The 15,467-nt window shown below is 66.8% G+C and carries 13 protein-coding genes; 8 read left to right on the top strand and 5 right to left on the bottom strand.

What is annotated here, in order from left to right:
• Positions 1-132 precede the first annotated feature (132 nt).
• A complete protein-coding gene (locus B0I08_RS15350; RefSeq protein WP_106214410.1) occupies positions 133-483 on the top strand; it encodes a hypothetical protein in 351 nt (116 codons plus the stop codon).
• Between the two features lie 82 nt (positions 484-565).
• Here B0I08_RS15350 and B0I08_RS15345 read toward each other — a convergent pair whose 3' ends face one another.
• Positions 566-1,762 carry a cation:proton antiporter gene (locus B0I08_RS15345; RefSeq protein WP_106214409.1) on the bottom strand — a complete coding sequence of 399 codons (1,197 nt, stop codon included), beginning with the start codon at positions 1,760-1,762 and terminating at the stop codon, positions 566-568.
• 7 nt (positions 1,763-1,769) lie between these two features.
• Positions 1,770-2,252 carry a cation:proton antiporter regulatory subunit gene (locus B0I08_RS15340; RefSeq protein WP_106214407.1) on the bottom strand — a complete coding sequence of 161 codons (483 nt, stop codon included), beginning with the start codon at positions 2,250-2,252 and terminating at the stop codon, positions 1,770-1,772.
• A 139-nt stretch (positions 2,253-2,391) separates the two neighbouring features.
• Here B0I08_RS15340 and B0I08_RS15335 point away from each other — a divergent pair, with 139 nt between their 5' ends.
• Both B0I08_RS15335 and recR read left to right on the top strand, forming a co-directional pair.
• Positions 2,392-5,397 carry a DNA polymerase III subunit gamma and tau gene (locus tag B0I08_RS15335; protein WP_106214405.1) on the top strand — a complete coding sequence of 1,002 codons (3,006 nt, stop codon included), beginning with the start codon at positions 2,392-2,394 and terminating at the stop codon, positions 5,395-5,397.
• 3 nt (positions 5,398-5,400) lie between these two features.
• Positions 5,401-6,000: a recombination mediator RecR gene (gene recR, locus B0I08_RS15330; RefSeq protein WP_106214403.1), complete on the top strand. Its 600-nt coding sequence runs from the start codon at positions 5,401-5,403 to the stop codon at positions 5,998-6,000.
• A gap of 45 nt (positions 6,001-6,045) precedes the next feature.
• On the opposite strand, the gene B0I08_RS15325 is transcribed toward recR, so the two are convergent.
• A complete protein-coding gene (locus B0I08_RS15325; protein ID WP_106214401.1) occupies positions 6,046-6,894 on the bottom strand; it encodes a helix-turn-helix domain-containing protein in 849 nt (282 codons plus the stop codon).
• A 176-nt stretch (positions 6,895-7,070) separates the two neighbouring features.
• Here B0I08_RS15325 and B0I08_RS15320 point away from each other — a divergent pair, with 176 nt between their 5' ends.
• From B0I08_RS15320 to B0I08_RS15300, 5 genes are all read left to right on the top strand, one after another.
• Positions 7,071-8,480, top strand: coding sequence for an amidohydrolase family protein (locus B0I08_RS15320; protein WP_106214399.1), 1,410 nt, complete (start codon positions 7,071-7,073; stop codon positions 8,478-8,480).
• Entirely contained in the window at positions 8,477-8,752 is a 276-nt protein-coding gene (locus tag B0I08_RS15315) for an Atu4866 domain-containing protein (protein WP_106214397.1), read from the top strand. The genes B0I08_RS15320 and B0I08_RS15315 overlap by 4 nt, the downstream gene beginning before the upstream one ends.
• Positions 8,753-8,864: 112 nt before the next feature.
• Complete coding sequence (locus B0I08_RS15310; protein WP_106214395.1) at positions 8,865-9,380, top strand: VanZ family protein; 516 nt, start codon at positions 8,865-8,867, stop codon at positions 9,378-9,380.
• Positions 9,381-9,817: 437 nt separating this feature from the next.
• Entirely contained in the window at positions 9,818-11,086 is a 1,269-nt protein-coding gene (locus tag B0I08_RS15305) for an aspartate kinase (protein ID WP_106214561.1), read from the top strand.
• 47 nt (positions 11,087-11,133) lie between these two features.
• On the top strand, positions 11,134-12,195 hold the full coding sequence (locus tag B0I08_RS15300; RefSeq protein WP_106214393.1) for an aspartate-semialdehyde dehydrogenase: 1,062 nt from the start codon (positions 11,134-11,136) through the stop codon (positions 12,193-12,195).
• Positions 12,196-12,307: 112 nt separating this feature from the next.
• Here the strand turns inward: B0I08_RS15300 and B0I08_RS15295 are convergent, their stop codons facing one another.
• Positions 12,308-14,476 carry a glycoside hydrolase family 3 protein gene (locus B0I08_RS15295; RefSeq protein ID WP_106214391.1) on the bottom strand — a complete coding sequence of 723 codons (2,169 nt, stop codon included), beginning with the start codon at positions 14,474-14,476 and terminating at the stop codon, positions 12,308-12,310.
• A 150-nt stretch (positions 14,477-14,626) separates the two neighbouring features.
• The gene (locus B0I08_RS15290) at positions 14,627-15,391 is read right to left on the bottom strand and encodes a hypothetical protein (RefSeq protein WP_106214389.1); all 765 of its coding nucleotides are present in this window, start codon (positions 15,389-15,391) and stop codon (positions 14,627-14,629) included.
• Positions 15,392-15,467 lie beyond the last annotated feature (76 nt).

The following is a 15,467-nucleotide window of genomic DNA, read 5'->3' as shown; positions in this document are numbered from 1 at the left end:
TGGGGCGGATGCGGAAAGCGCGACCTCTAGTCTGCGCCTCCGGGCTCGCCTATGCGCTCACCCCTGCGTTCTGCGCCGCCCTGATCAGCGTTCGACTCGACAGCGACCTGACGGGGGTGTTGACTTGCCGTTATGGACACGACCTCCGATTCCCAGCGCGGCGACGACCCGCACGAACCCGAATCCGAACGTGAGGGTCCAACAAGTGAGCAAGCAGAGGGTGCCGAGTCCGGCGGTCTGAGTGACCGAAACCAGAGGATTCTGGATGACGCCGAACGACGAGATGAGCAGGCGACCGACCGGGACACTGTCTCGGATGAGCGCGAGCGTGTGGCGGACCGCGCGGCATTCACGAGTGAGGACGGCACCTACTCGGGCCACGGCGAGCGTCGAGCCGCAGCGATGGATCGCGCGAGCTCAAAAAGTGACCGGGAACTGTCCGCGGCAGATCGCGCTCGTCTGACCGACCACTCTGCGGACTGAGTTGGCTGCGGACTGAGCTGGCCGTGGACTGAGCTGGCCGTGGGCTGAGCTGGCTCCTGACTGGACGCGCTGCGGAGTGCACTCAGGCGCCAGCGCGTGAACTGGCCGACGCTGGCGCGGGCCCCCGGCGGAGCCAGCGCATGATCGGCTCGATGAAACGGGCGGCAACGGGCCCCACGACGGCGAGCAGCAACACGTAGGCGGATGCCAGTGCTGCGAGCCCATCATCCACCGCCCCAGAGGCGACAGCGAGACCGGCGATCACGATCGAAAACTCACCGCGCGCGATGAGGGCCGCCCCGGCACGCGCACGGCCGAGCGGTCCGATGCGCTGGCGTTTGGCGGCCCACCAGCCCGTCACCATCTTGGTCGCGGAGGTGACGATGGCCAGCGCCACCGCGACCCCCAGCACGGGCGGGATGCTTCCGGGGTCGGTGTTGAGTCCGAAGACGAAGAAGAACAGGGCCGCGAACACGTCGCGCAGCGGCTCGAGCACCCGGGTCGCGTTCTCCGCTGTCACCCCGGAAATCGCGATGCCGAGCAGGAATGCGCCGACCGCGGCGGAGACCTGCAACGAGGAGGCGATCCCGGCGACGAGCAGGGCGGCGCCGATCAGCTTGAGCAAAAACGATTCGCGGTCGGGACTGTCGATCACTCCGGAGATCACGTGCCCGTAGCGCAGCGCCGCAACGAGAATTATGGTGAGCGCGAGCAGTGAGATCCCGACCGCCTGCAGGCCTCCCAGAATGGACACCCCCGCGAGCACCGCAACCACCACGGGCAGGTAGAGCGCCATGGCGAGGTCCTCGATAACGAGGATCGACAGGATCACCGGCGTCTCGCGGTTACCGAGCCTCCCCAGGTCGCTGAGGACCTTCGCGATGATGCCGGACGACGAGATGTAGGTCACGCCGGCCATGACCAGCGCGCCGACCGGACCCCAGCCGAGAAGCAGCGCCACGATCGCCCCGGGGGCCATGTTGAGCACGAGGTCGACGACACCGGCCATCCAGGATTGCCGGAGCCCGGTCACGAGCTCGGCGGCGGTGTACTCGAGGCCCAGCATCAGCAACAACAGCACCACACCGAGCTCGCCCGCCATCTCGCCGAAGTCAGCCACCCCGGCGAACTCGACCAGGCCGCCCTGGCCGAGCATGAGCCCGCCGACCAGGTAGAGCGGAACGGGCGACAGCGAGATTTTGCTCGCAAGGTGCCCGAGGATCCCGAGCCCCAGAAAAACAACACCGAGTTCAACGAGCGAGACCGCGGTGCTTGTCATGATCGACTCAGCGCGGGTGCAGTATCTCGGCGGCCGCGGCGAGCCCGTCGGCGGTGCCCACGATCACGAGCACGTCACCCGTGCGGATGCCGAAGTCCGGGGTGGGGGAGGGCAACACTTCGCCGCTGCGCAGGATCGCCACGATCGACGCCCCTGTGCGGGTGCGCAGTTGAGTGTCCCCGAGGGTGCGTCCGCTAAAAGGCGAAGTCGGCTCGATCAATGCCTGCTCGGTTCTTACGCCCGGGATGTCGCGGTGTTCAGCCGTGAGCTGCGCGACGAGTTGAGCGCCGCCGAGCAGGCTCCCCAGTCCCGCCGCTTCTTCGACGGTGAGAGGAACGGACACCAACGAGGCATCGGGATCGTCGAGTCGCGACACGATGAGTTCACTTCTGCCGTCGCGGTGGATGACCACGCCCACCCGGCGACCGGTCGCGACCGTGATCTCTTTGCGGATGCCGATTCCGGGTAGCGGCGTTTCCTCCACGTCCATACGGTCAGGGTAGTCCTCGGGGGCGGCGAGTGGGCGGGAATCGGCGACTGCTCCTCCCCGTAGCGGGCGCGGCTGGCTGGCCGGCCACCACTGGGGAGTGACGCAGCCGACAGTCGGTGGTCGCGGCTATCCTGTCTAGGTGGTTACAGCCCTGTATCGCCGGTATCGCCCGGAGACTTTTTCCGAACTGATCGGACAGTCTCAGGTGACCGATCCGCTGCGCACGGCTTTGCGCACCGACCGGGTGAACCACGCATACCTCTTTAGTGGTCCGCGTGGCTGCGGCAAGACGACATCCGCTCGTATTCTCGCCCGCTGTTTGAACTGTGTGGAGGGGCCGACCGATACCCCGTGCGGAGTGTGCCCCAGCTGCGTTGAGCTGTCGCGTGACGGGGGCGGCTCGATGGATGTCGTCGAGATCGACGCCGCCAGCCACGGTGGTGTCGACGACGCCCGCGACCTGCGTGAGCGGGCCATTTTCGCCCCGGCGCGCGATCGCTACAAGATCTTCATCCTCGACGAAGCGCACATGGTCACCACGACCGGCTTCAACGCGCTGCTGAAGATCGTCGAAGAGCCGCCGGAGCACGTCAAGTTCATCTTCGCGACGACCGAGCCTGAGAAGGTCATCGGCACTATTCGCTCGCGCACCCACCACTACCCGTTCCGGCTCGTGCCACCGGCGCAGATGCTCGAGTATGTTCAGCACCTCTGCGAGGAAGAAAGCATCACCGTTGCCCCCGGAGTGCTGCCGCTCGTGGTGCGAGCCGGTGGTGGGTCGGTGCGTGACACGCTGTCGCTGCTCGACCAGCTGATGGCGGGATCCGAGGGCACCAACATTGAGTACGAACGGGCGGTAGCGCTCCTCGGCTACACCCACGGTGCCCTGCTCGACGAAGTTGTCGACGCCGTCGGTGCCCGCGACGCCGCAGCCGCGTTCAGTGCGGTCGACCGCATCATCCAGACCGGCCAAGACCCGCGTCGATTTGTCGAAGACCTTCTCGAGCGACTGCGCGACCTCATCATCGTTTCGGCGACCGGTGAGGGTGCCTCCGCGGTGCTGCGCGGAATCCCGCAGGACGAGCTCGAGCGCATGGCGCAGCAATCCCACAAGTTTGGGTCGGCGGAGCTCTCGCGTGCGGCCGACGTGGTCAACGCGGCTCTGACCGAGATGACCGGCGCGACCTCTCCGCGGCTGCACCTCGAGCTCATGGTCGCCCGCGTGCTGGTGCCCGCGAGCGACGAGACCGAACGCGGAGCCCTCGCCCGGCTGGAACGCCTCGAGCGTCGCATTGGGGTCGACACGACCGCTGCTGGCGATGGTGATTCGGGTGTTGGTGGCGCGGGAGTTGGCGCTTCGGGAGTTGGCGCCTCTGGCGGTGCTGGTACGGGTGGAGTTGGTACGAGTGGTGCTGGTACCGGGCGAACCGGCGCTCCTCCGCGCCTGGGTGGCTCGGCCGCGCCCATGGCTGATCGGGCTGCACGTCGGCCAGAACCGTCGCTGTCCTCGGGTGCGCCGGCGGCCGCCCGACCCGACGCATCGTCCACGGTCGGACGCCGGAGGGAACCGGTTCGAGGTCAGGGCGAGACCGCGCCAGTCTCCGCAGCCTCGGCACCTTCGGGCGTCGAGCCGGGATCGGCCGCTCCCATTCCGGCGACGACGTCCTGGCCCGCAATCGCCGTTCCTGGGTCGGGTGCGCCCGCAGCGTCCGCGACTCAGGCACCTCCGGCGACTCAGGCCGCTCAGGCGCCTCCGGCGGCTCAGGCGCCTCCGGCAGCCGACGCGACCGCTGTCCCGCCGACCAGCGAGGCGGCATCGCAAGCCGGGGGCGACACTCCCGCAGCGGACGACGCTCCCGCGGCGCCCGCCGACACGCGTTCTGTTGCCGGCATCGTCAACGACACGGCACGGGCTACCGCGGTTCCCGAGGTCGTGGCGGCCGCGGCATCCCCCACCCCGGCTCCTTCGACGGTGATTCCCGTCACCCTCCAACAGGTGCGCGACGCCTGGCCCGAGATTCTGGAGCTGGTCGAGAAGGAAAAGCGCAGCGCGTGGATCGTGGTGTTCTCGTCGCAGGCCAGGGCGCTCGCGGGGGACGTGCTCACGCTGACCTTCCCGGGTGAGAACGACGTCGCGAACTTCCGCCAGCCGCCGTCGAACGGTGAGAGCGTGAGCGAATACCTTCGCAGGGCGATCCTCGATGTGCTCGGCATCCGGGTGAAGTTCATCGCCCGCGTGGAGCCGACGATGGCTAACACCGCACCGCCCGCCCGCACCGGAGGCCCGTCACAGGCGGCTGCCGCTGCCGCGTCCGCGACGACGACGCCACCCGCTCCCGCCCGCCCGGTTCAGCAGAGTTCGGCGGGTTCCGCTCAGCCGCAATCACAGCCTCGTTCGCCTGAGGCGACTCGGCCGCAGCAATCGACTCAGCCGCAGCAGTCGGCTCAGCCGCCCCAGGGCAGTCAGCGATCGCAGGCAACTCAACAGACGTCGCAGGCGACCCAGCGATCCCAGCCGACAGCGGACCAGGCTCGCACCGCACCGCCAACCCAGAATGCGCCGATCCGGACGGCGCCGCCATCTCCGGCTGCGCCGACCCGGACCGCTCCGCCAACTCAGGCTGCGCCGACCCGGACCGCGCCGCCGCAGGGGCGTCCGTCAGCTTCGCCCCAGACGAGCCGTGCGCAGCCCAACGGCCCGCAGGCCTCGCGCTCGCAAACCGGTGCGTCGCAGCAGGGGCGTTCGCCGCAGTCGACGGCCGGGCAGCGTGAGCGCAAGCTCAGCGACATCCCCGACTCGTTTGCCCCGCCGCCCGACGACTACGTCGAGCCGATCGAGCCCGACCTGCAGTCCGAGTATGAACCCGGCGGATGGGCTGTCGCGTCAATCCCCGGCGGCGCCACTCCGACGCCGCAGCAGAACGTCGAGGCAGCAAAGGCGGTCCAGGCGGCGAAGCCGAGTCTGGTGATCGACCCGACCGCGCCCCCTACCCGACCATTCGGCAAGGGCACCCCGCCGCCGAGCCTGGCTCCGGGGGAGAAGCAGCGCTACGGAGAATCCGTGGTGCGCGAGATCCTCAGTGCCAGTTTTATTGAAGAAGAACCGGTGGCTCCCCGAGTCATCCCTATGCCGAGAAACGACTAAGCCGTGTACGAAGGCATCATCCAGGAACTGATCGACGAGCTCGGACGGCTTCCCGGTATTGGACCGAAATCCGCCCAGCGCATCGCGTTCCACATCCTGCAGACCGAAACCTACGACGTGACCCGTCTGGCCGAAGTGTTGTTGGAGATTCGCGAGAAGGTGCGCTTCTGCGAGATCTGCGGAAACGTCGCGGAAGAAGCGACCTGCAGTATCTGCCGCGACCCACGCCGTTCGCCCGCCACGATCTGTGTGGTGGAAGAGGCGAAAGATGTCGTCGCTATCGAGCGCACCCGCGAGTTCCGTGGCCTGTACCACGTGCTGGGCGGCGCCATCAGTCCCATTGATGGCGTGGGGCCAGATGACCTGCGCATTCGCAGCCTCGTGCAACGCCTCGCCGATGGCGTGGTGACGGAGGTCATTATCGCGACTGACCCAAACCTCGAGGGTGAGGCGACCGCAACGTACCTGACCCGATTGCTGGTGCAGCCGAACCTGCGCGTAACCCGTCTGGCGTCGGGACTTCCTGTCGGTGGCGATCTGGAGTACGCCGACGAGGTCACCCTCGGACGCGCCTTCGAAGGCCGCCGGCTCGTCCAGCACTGAGAGGACTTTTTCAGTGCTGATAAACGAACAGCGCTGCAGCCGTATTCAGTGGACGGTGTCTGTGTCAGCGCGCCGAGATCGCGCCGTTGCGACGAGGGTGCCGAGCAACTGGAGCTTGTCCGCGCTGGCCGTTCCCGCCGCGGCTTGGTAGACAACAAGCTGCTGGCCGGGCGAACTCCTCACGTCGAACGCGTTGTAACTCAGAAGCAGGTCACCGACCTCCCGATGATGGAACGCCTTCGCCTCGTGCGTTTTACCGCGCACGTCGTGCCGGGCCCAGAGCGCTCGGAATTCCGCGCTAGCTGCGTGCGTCTCCGCCACTAGCGCGAGGACCGCCTCGTGGCTGCTTGGATGTCCGAGCGCGAGTCGGAGGTTGGCTACACATGTCTCTGCCGCCCGAGTCCAGTCCGCGAAGAAGCCGCGACCTGCTGGGTCGATAAAGGTCATGCGCACAATGTTGTCGACGGTCGAGAAATCGGCGTAGAGGGCTTCCGCAAGTTCATTCTTGGCGAGGATGTCGAGCTGCCGATTGATGATTAGGGCCGGGGTATGTGACCACGACGCGAGAAGATCCTTCAGGGATGGGCTGACGGATTTCTGCAGCGGCTGGAACGGCGAAGGTGCGAGGCCCGCCAGACGGAAAACATGCTCGCGAAGGTCCGCATCGAGGTTTAGTGCCCGGGAGAGGGCGTTCAGGACAGCGGGCGATGGGTTTTTCTCCCGACCCTGTTCTAATCGCGTGTAGTAGTCGACGCTTACACCGGCAAGCATCGCCACCTCTTCGCGCCGCAGCCCAGAGACTCTGCGCCCCGGCTGGGAGGTCAGCCCGACGTCGTCTGGCCCGACGTGGCCGCGACGGGCCTTGAGGAAAATGCCGAGATCGGTGGGACTCATAGGTCGACCGTAGTTGCTCGGACCCCGTTCAGGCAGGCCGCACCGCACCCCGGCACACAGCAGCCTGTCCCACAACTCAAGTAGCGGACAGGCTTGGCCGTGTTGCTCAGTCGATCCCGACATCCGCGTCGATCTTCATGAGAACGCCTCCGCCACGCTACGAAAGAAGTCGAATAATGTCCTCCCCTCAACCGCCCTCGCTCGCGGAGTTCACCTCTGCGCACACGGCCGGTCGGCCGATCCTTCTGACCGGTGGGGCCGTCGTCACCATGGACCCTCAGGTGCCCGACCGTGACGCCGGCGACGTCCTGATTGCCGGAACCCGCATCGTCGCCGTCGGCGCCGACCTGCGTTCCGACCCAGAACTCGCAGCGGTAATTGCCTCAGCGCTCGTTGTGGACACACGGGGCTCGATCGTCAGCCCCGGTTTCGTCGACAGCCACCGCCACGCGTGGGAGACCCAGCTACGTCGGAGCATCCCCGATGTCACGGACCTCGGCGAGTACGTCATGTCCACGCTCGCAGGCATCGCGCCGCTGTACACACCGCACGACATGCACGTCGGCACCCGCCTCGCGGCGCTCACGGCCCTCGACTCGGGGATCACCACAATGCTCGACTTCTCCCATAACTCCCGTACTTCGGCGCACTCGGATGCTGCCATCAACGCCCTCATCGACACCGGTATACGCGGAGTCCATGCCTCGATGGGTCCCCACTTCGGGGACTGGGACCACCAGTGGCCGGCAGACATGGAACGACTCCGGGGTTCGTTTCACGGCGCGAACAACGGACTCGTAACGCTCAGACTCGCCGCCCTTTCTACCGACGAGATTGCCGGCCCGGCCATCGCCTACGGCCCCGAACTCGCCGCCCTTGCCCGCGATCTCGACGTCTGGACCAGCATCGACGCCGTCTTCGGCCTGTCGTCGTCCGAGGCCATTCTGCGGTGGGCACGCCAGGGAATCCTCGATCCGACTCTCACTCTGATCCACTCCACGGGCCTCACCCCTGACGCCTGGAAGGTCATGGGCGAGGCTGGTGTGACGGTCTCTCTCGCCCCGACATCCGACGCCCAGATTGGGCTCGAGACGGCGATTCCTTCCATCGATGAGGCTCTCGCCGTCGGCATTCGGCCAGGCCTGAGCATTGACGTGGAAGTAGCGCTTGCAAGCGACATGTTCACGCAGATGCGGACCCTCCACGCGATCCAGCGGATGCGGGCCACAAATAGCGCCTACGGCACGACCGAGACGCCGAACCGCATCAGCACCCGCGACGTGCTCGACTTCGCCACCCTCCAGGGCGCCAAAGCCAATGCCCTCGGCGATGTCACCGGCTCGCTCACCCCCGGTAAGGATGCAGACATCCTCGTCGTTCGGGCCGACGGCATCAACAACATGCCGCTCAACGACGCCATCGGAACACTCGTTCTGGGTGCCGACGCGCGCAATATCGAAACTGTGCTCGTCGCGGGAAATCCACGCAAATGGGCAGGAGTGCTAGTCGGTGAGGACCTTGACGCTCTGCGCGACGAAGTCCTTCGCTCACGCGACGCCATCATCCGTCGGGTGGCGGGCCTGTGAGCGACCGATTGCCGGTGGGTCATGACTTCGTCGGACTCTGGGTCACTGCCGATGGCGTGATTCGTCAACGTCTCTTGCCCGGGGGGCGCTACACCGAGGCGCGGGGCAGCCGCGAAGCGGCGTACACCGGCGATTACAGAATCGAAGGAACGATGATCTACTACCACGACGACACCGGCTTCTCGGCTGACGGCGAGTTCCGTAAGGACGTGCTCTACCACGCAGGCATGGTGATGTTCCGTGACGCCGCCTCGCCGGCACCGCGTCCCTAGTGGCGTGCGGACCGCGGATCACCCGAGGCACGATTGCCCCCCACTCGCTGAATGCCCCTAACCTTCTGAGTGCCCCTCACGTCGCGGGGATCCGTCAAGAAAGCAGGCGCCCGTGATCAGCACCCTTCTGGTCGAGAACGCTTCGTTAGTGCGCGTTCTGTTCTGGGTTGCAGTTGCCGCGAGCGCCACGATCGGCTGGTTACTCCACCGATCCGGGAAATCGCGGATCCTCTCCGTATTGGCTGCGATAGGGCTCTTGGGCATCATCGCGCTGACCGTGTCGCCGTCCGACGGCGGCGACTCGGGCTTCTGTACGGTTCAGTTTTCCGTGCCGTCCCGAGGGATCGATACTCTGGCCAACGTCGCCATGATGGTGCCGCTGTCCCTGTTCGGGGCGCTCTGGCTCCGTCGCCCACTGGCGGTGCTCGCGGCGGTGTCGGGACTGTCGGCGGGCATCGAGTTGCTCCAGGCCCTCCTGCCGGCCCTCGGTCGCGCCTGCGACACCGACGACTGGCTCATGAATACCGTTGGCGCGGTAGTCGGGGTGCTGCTCGCGATCGGCATCATCGCCGTTGATGGGGGTCATCCTCGTCGGCACGCCGCAGCAGAGCGCCGGACCTCCCGGTAATCGCGGCAGCTCGGCAACTGGCCGGTCGGGGATCGGGGGAGGCCGCTCGTTGTCCGGTCAGCGAATCGACGGTCGTACGGAGCGCGTTAGGCAGAGGAAGTCCCCGCGCGGGGCTTTTGGGGGGCATTCCGCGCGGGGACTCGGTCGCGGAACCAGACGGGGGTCGGTTCCACGAGGTGTCGGCGACAAGCTCCAGCCCAGGCGGGGAGCGAGAGGGGCTGGCCGTTCACGTTTGCCGACTCCTCAACAAACGTCGCTTGCATCGACGACAACTGTGGTTCGAAGCCAGCGCAAGACCGGATTGGTCCGTCGGCAACTTTTTTTGCGACGCCGACGTCGACCCACCCGACCGGAGGTTCTGCCGCATCACGAGGACTAAGATCGTCTCTCGGAAGCCAGTGCTGGCGTTCGTTCCGCTGAGATCCCAGGAGTACCGAGTGAGCTTGATCGTACAGAAGTACGGTGGATCTTCCGTCGCGGATGCCGAGAGCATCAAGCGGGTGGCCAAGCGGATCGTTCAGACCCGCAAGGCCGGCAACGAAGTCGTTGTTGTGGTGTCCGCCATGGGTGACACCACCGACGAACTGATGGACCTCGCCCACGAGGTTGTGCCGCTGCCGTCCGGCCGTGAACTCGACATGCTGCTCACCGCGGGCGAACGTATTGCTATGGCGCTCCTGGCCATGTCCATCAAGAGCCTCGGCGTCGACGCGCGCAGCTACACCGGCAGCCAGGCCGGCATGATCACCGACGCTCAGCACGGCAGCGCGCGGATTGTGGATGTCACGCCCGGTCGTGTTCGGGAGGCGCTCGACGAGGGCGCCGTCGCGATCGTCGCCGGTTTCCAGGGGTTCAACCGTGTCACCGGCGACATCACCACCCTCGGCCGGGGCGGCTCAGACACCACCGCCGTCGCGCTCGCCGCAGCTCTCAAAGCCGACGTCTGCGAGATATACACCGACGTCGACGGCATCTTCACCTCGGACCCGCGCCAGGTGCCGTCTGCGCGCAAGATCGATCGCATCACCAGCGAAGAGATGCTCGAACTCGCCGCCGCGGGCGCGAAGGTGCTGTACATCCGCGCCGTCGAATACGCCCGTCGCCACGGTGTCACCCTGCATGTGCGATCCTCGTTCAATAACAACGAGGGAACCCTGGTCGTTAACCCAGTAGACGGAGAAAACAGCGTGGAAGAGCCCCTGATCGCCGGAGTGGCAGCCGATCTGAGTCAAGCGAAGATCACCGTCGCTGGAGTCCCCGACATCCCGGGCAAGGCGGCTCAGATTTTCACCATCGTCGCCAGCTCCAACGCGAACATCGACATGATCGTGCAGAACGTCTCCGCGGCGGCCACCGGCCGTACGGACATCTCCTTCACGCTGCCGAAGACCGAGGGTTCGGCCACGATCGCCGCCCTGGAGGCGCAGCGGGAGTCCGTCGGCTTCGAGATGCTGCAGTACGACGACCAGATCGGCAAGCTGTCGCTCGTCGGCGCCGGGATGCGCACGAACGCCGGCGTCTCCGCGAAGCTGTTCACGGCCCTGTTCGAGTCGGGAATCAACATCGAGATGATCTCGACCAGTGAGATTCGCATCTCCGTGGTGACCCGCGCCGACACCATTAACGACGCGGTGCGCGTGGTGCACAGTGCGTTCGACCTCGACGGTGACACCCCGGCCGTCGTGCACGGCGGCACCGGGCGCTAACCTAGGCATTTCCATCTTCTAGCTAACCCGTATTGAGGCAGATCACGATGACTTCCCTTTCAGGCGTACGTATCGGCGTCGTTGGCGCCACCGGCCAGGTGGGCGCTGTTGTGCGTCGCCTCCTCGAGGAGCGCGACTTTCCGGTAGCCGAAATTCGCTACTTCGCCTCCGCCCGCAGCGCCGGCACGACCCTGCCGTTCAAGGGCGAGGACATTGTGGTTGAGGATGCCGCGACCGCCGATCCCACCGGGCTGGACATCGCGATCTTCTCGGCCGGAGCAACGACGTCGAAGGCCCAGGCCCCGCGCTTCGCCGCGGCGGGCGTGCTCGTGATCGACAACTCGTCCGGGTTCCGGATGGACCCCGAGGTGCCGCTCGTCGTCAGCGAAGTCAATCCGCACGCGATCGAGCAGGCCGTCAAGGGCATCATCGCGAACCCGAACTGCACCACCATGGCCGCCATGCCCGTGCTGAAGGTGCTGCATGCTGAGGCCGGCCTCGAGCGCCTCATCGTGAGTACCTACCAGGCCACCTCGGGTGCGGGCCTCGCCGGCGGGCGGGAGCTGCTGGAGCAGACCCGCGCCGCGGGTACGCAGGACCCGATGGAACTGGTGCTGGATGGCTCGGCGATCGAGTTTCCCGCCCCCGACAAGTTCCCGAAGACCATCGCCTACAACGTGATCCCGCAGGCCGGGTCGTTCGTCGACGACGGGCTGTTCGAGACCGACGAGGAGAAGAAGCTCCGCAACGAGAGCCGCAAGATCCTCGAACTCCCCAACCTGTTGGTCAGCGGAATCTGCGTCCGCGTGCCCGTATTCACCGGTCACTCTCTCGCGATCAACGCCGAGTTCGCGTCCCCCCTGTCGGTCGAGCGCGCCAAGGAACTGCTGGCGGACGCCCCCGGCGTTGTTCTCACCGATGTGCCCACCCCGCTCGAAGCCGCCGGCCAGGACCCCAGCTACGTCGGCCGCATCCGCCAGGACGAGGGTGTTCCCGGAGGCCGCGGGCTCGCCCTCTTCATCAGCAACGACAACTTGCGCAAGGGCGCGGCGCTGAACGCCGTGCAGATCGCCGAGCTGGTCGCCGCGAAGCTGGTAGCTGCGCTGTAAGAACCGCAACGCACGCGCAGAAGGGCCGCCCCGAGATTCGTCTGGGCGGCCCTTCTGGTTCGTGGTGCGGTATCTCTACGGCGTTGCCGTCAGATGCGTGAGCGGATGTCGGCTACCGGTCGTTGTGGCCGCGCCCATGTCCTCCGTGTCCCTTGTCGTGACCGTGACCCTTGTCCCAGCCGCCGTGGCTGTTCCCGTCACCATCGCCGTTCCCGTCTCCGTGGCCGCCACCGTGCCAACCACCGTGGCCGCCGCCGTTACCGGGGTCAGTCGTGTACCCGAGCCCGAAGCCGTACTCGAACAGCGGGTTGGCGGTGTCGTTCGCCACGTCCTCGTACTGCGCCTCCACCTCGGCAGTGCTCGACGGCAGTTCGAACGGCAGCGTTCCGCTCGGAGCGGCCTCGCCGCTGATGACGTTGAGCAGCGCTTCGTCGGAGACGCCATAGGAAGCGAGCACCGCGTCCGCGTTCTCCAGCACGTTGCCGAGCACCAGCGGGCGTGCGAGGTCCGGAACCGCGACCGTGGTGACTCCGGCCTCACGGGAAGCCACGAGGGCAGCGAAGTCCTCGTTCTCCGCGGAGAATTCGAGCCCCGTGAGGTCGTCGCCTCCGCGCGGGTCCGTCAACCTCACGATGGCGAGGTCAGCCTCGGCCAGTTCGAGCACCGGGGTGTATCCGGCCGCAACGGCCGCCTCGTTCGTCACGCCGTACAGCCAGACGTTCTGAGCGTCGGCGGGAGAAACGGGCAGCGTGGCTGCGCCGGTCTCCAGCAGGCCGTTCTCCAGCAGGGTCAGGGATTGCTCCTGCGTGGCAAGACCCACAGCGCGGAACTCGTCGTTGCCCACCAGCGCATCCGCTGCGGCAGCATCGACGTACGGGTTCTCGAACAGGCCGAGGGCGAACTTCTGCTCCAGCACCCGACCCGCGGCCTCGTCGACCCGCGACTCGGCGAGGTATCCCGCCGCAACCGCCTCTTCGATGTACTGCGGCGCGCTGCTGCCCCCGATGACATCCACGCCCGCGTTGATCGCGCTGGCGTACCGCTCGGGAAGCGTCAGGTCTTCAACACCCCAGGGCATGCCCGCGCCCCAGGGGCCAACAAAGGATGCCGGCGGGCGGTTGTCGAGGCACACCTGCGGGCAGTCGTTCGCGATGCCCCAGTCAGAGGTGATCACTCCGTCGAAGGCGTATTGTCCGCGCAGCAGATCTTGCAGCAGGTACTCGTTGTGGTTCGCGCCGACCTGCTCGATGACGCTCCCGTCCAGCTCGAGGTCCTTGAGGATGGAGTACGTCGGCATGACCCCCGCGGTATTGGCGTCGAACGCTGCTTCATACGGCAGCACATGTTCGGCGAAGTTGCCCCCGGGGAAGGTCGCATACCGACCGTAGTAGTAGTGGCTGTCGTAGCCGTTCTCCTGTGCGCCGTAGCCGACCCAGTGCTTCACGACCGTTGCAACGCTGTCGCTGGTGAGGCCGTCGGTGCCGCCCTGCAGCCCCTCGATGTAGGCACCCACGTGTGGCTTCACATCTTCGCCGACCGAGCCGAACGTTCCGTTGATGCGGGTCCACCGCGGTTCCGTCGCGATGTCCGCCTGGGGAGACAGCGCCTCGCGGATACCCACGGCGGCATACTCCTGGCGGATGATCTCGGCCATCGCCAAGGTCAGGGCGGGGTCTCCCGTCGCCCCCAGACCGATGGCGTCGGGGAACGGAGTGAAGTCGCCGTTCGAGACGGTCTGTCCCTCGGTCACGGTGAAGCCGGAGCGAGGGTCGGTGCTGATGAGCAGCGGGATGCCGAGCGGTTGCGCCTCGGCGAGTTCCTGTAGCGAGTTGTGTTCGTTCGCGAGGGTGACGGCGTCGACGCCGAGTCGCGAGATATACGTGGTGATGTGGCGGTCCGCGAGGAGGGGCGTGAACGCCTCCCGGTTGTAGGTGCCCTGTCCGGTGAGGCTCGCGTGCATCAGCAGGCCGGCCTTCTGGGCCAAGTCGAGGCGGCCGAGCAGGTCTGCGGCGCGCTCGTCAGAGCTCAGGCGCCAGTCTTCGTAGGGCGTGAGGTCGCCGCTGCCGTCGAGGTCGCGAAATTGCAGGCCGTCCACGCTGAGAAGAGCGGCGGATCGGGTGCTTAGGACCGGTTGCTCGGGTGCCTTGGTGTCGGGATGCCCGGCAAGGGCTCCGCTGGCGGGACCGGCGATGGCGAGGCCGGCGAGTACCGGCACTATCGTGACCGCGGCGATCACCCGGCCTCTGCGGTGTACTCGCGGGCGTGCGAATGATGAACCCATGCTGACTCCTTTGTGAGCGAATATCGAATATGTATTCGACGGTCCCTTCACTGTACGCCTGGGTCGCGCGCGGGGGTCAGACACTCGGCCCCCTCGCCGATCGATGCTGATACCCGCAAACGCGCGGCGGGAGAAAGCTAGACGAGAAAGCTAGAGGTTTTTGGCGGTGGGCACCGGAGGGAGAAACAGGCGGCGGTAGAGGAGCCAGCCACCGAGCCCCAGCAGCAGGGTGCCCGCGCCGATCAGGGTGATCAACGCGAGCGGATCGGTACGCGGGGCATCTCCGCTCACGTACGCGGCCGAGATGGGCGAGTTCAGTGAGCTCTGGTCGTCACTGATGAACTGCGCGACATTGGGGCGAAAGGTGGGGGTCGCCGTGGGCGTGGGCAAGGGCGTCGGGGTTGGTGTCGGCGTCTCGGAGGGAACGGGTGTCGCGGCCGGGCTGCTGCGCACGGGAGCGCGCACCACCGGGGGAGCCGGGGCCGCAGGCACGGCTGGCGCAGGCACAGCTGGCGCGGGCACGGCGGATGCCGCGGGCGCGGGCTCCTCGACCGGAGCGGTTTCTGCCGGCGGTTCGGCGGGGCCGGGCTGCGGGCTGTCTGAGGATTCCGGGACCGGGACCGGTGAGGGATCGGTTGGCTCAGGATCCGCCGGAGGCGAAATCACATTCGCAATCGGATCGGTAAGCGGGTCGAGCGTCGGTAGCGAGCTGCGAGCGGCGGACTGCACCGGTACACCGCTGACGGTGATCGACGATAGGGACGCGGCTGAAGCCGGGCTGGCAATCGACATCAGAGTGAGGGATGCCGCGGCAGCAAGTGCCAGCGCGATTGCGAGCGCTGCGGGGCGAGCCAGCGGCAGCGCTGCTCCAGTAGCGGCGTGAGCGTGCGCGTGCCGAAACCTCGGTCGAATCATCCCGCGCGCCCCCCTGGTGCAATTGCTGTGTGCAGCTGAGGTGTGCTCAGCGCGACGTGTCAATCTTAGTGAGAAC

The sequence above is a fragment of the Glaciihabitans tibetensis genome (genome assembly GCF_003003265.1).
GTDB classification, from domain to species: Bacteria; Actinomycetota; Actinomycetes; order Actinomycetales; family Microbacteriaceae; genus Glaciihabitans; species Glaciihabitans tibetensis.
This window is presented reverse-complemented; position numbering and strand designations above follow the sequence as displayed.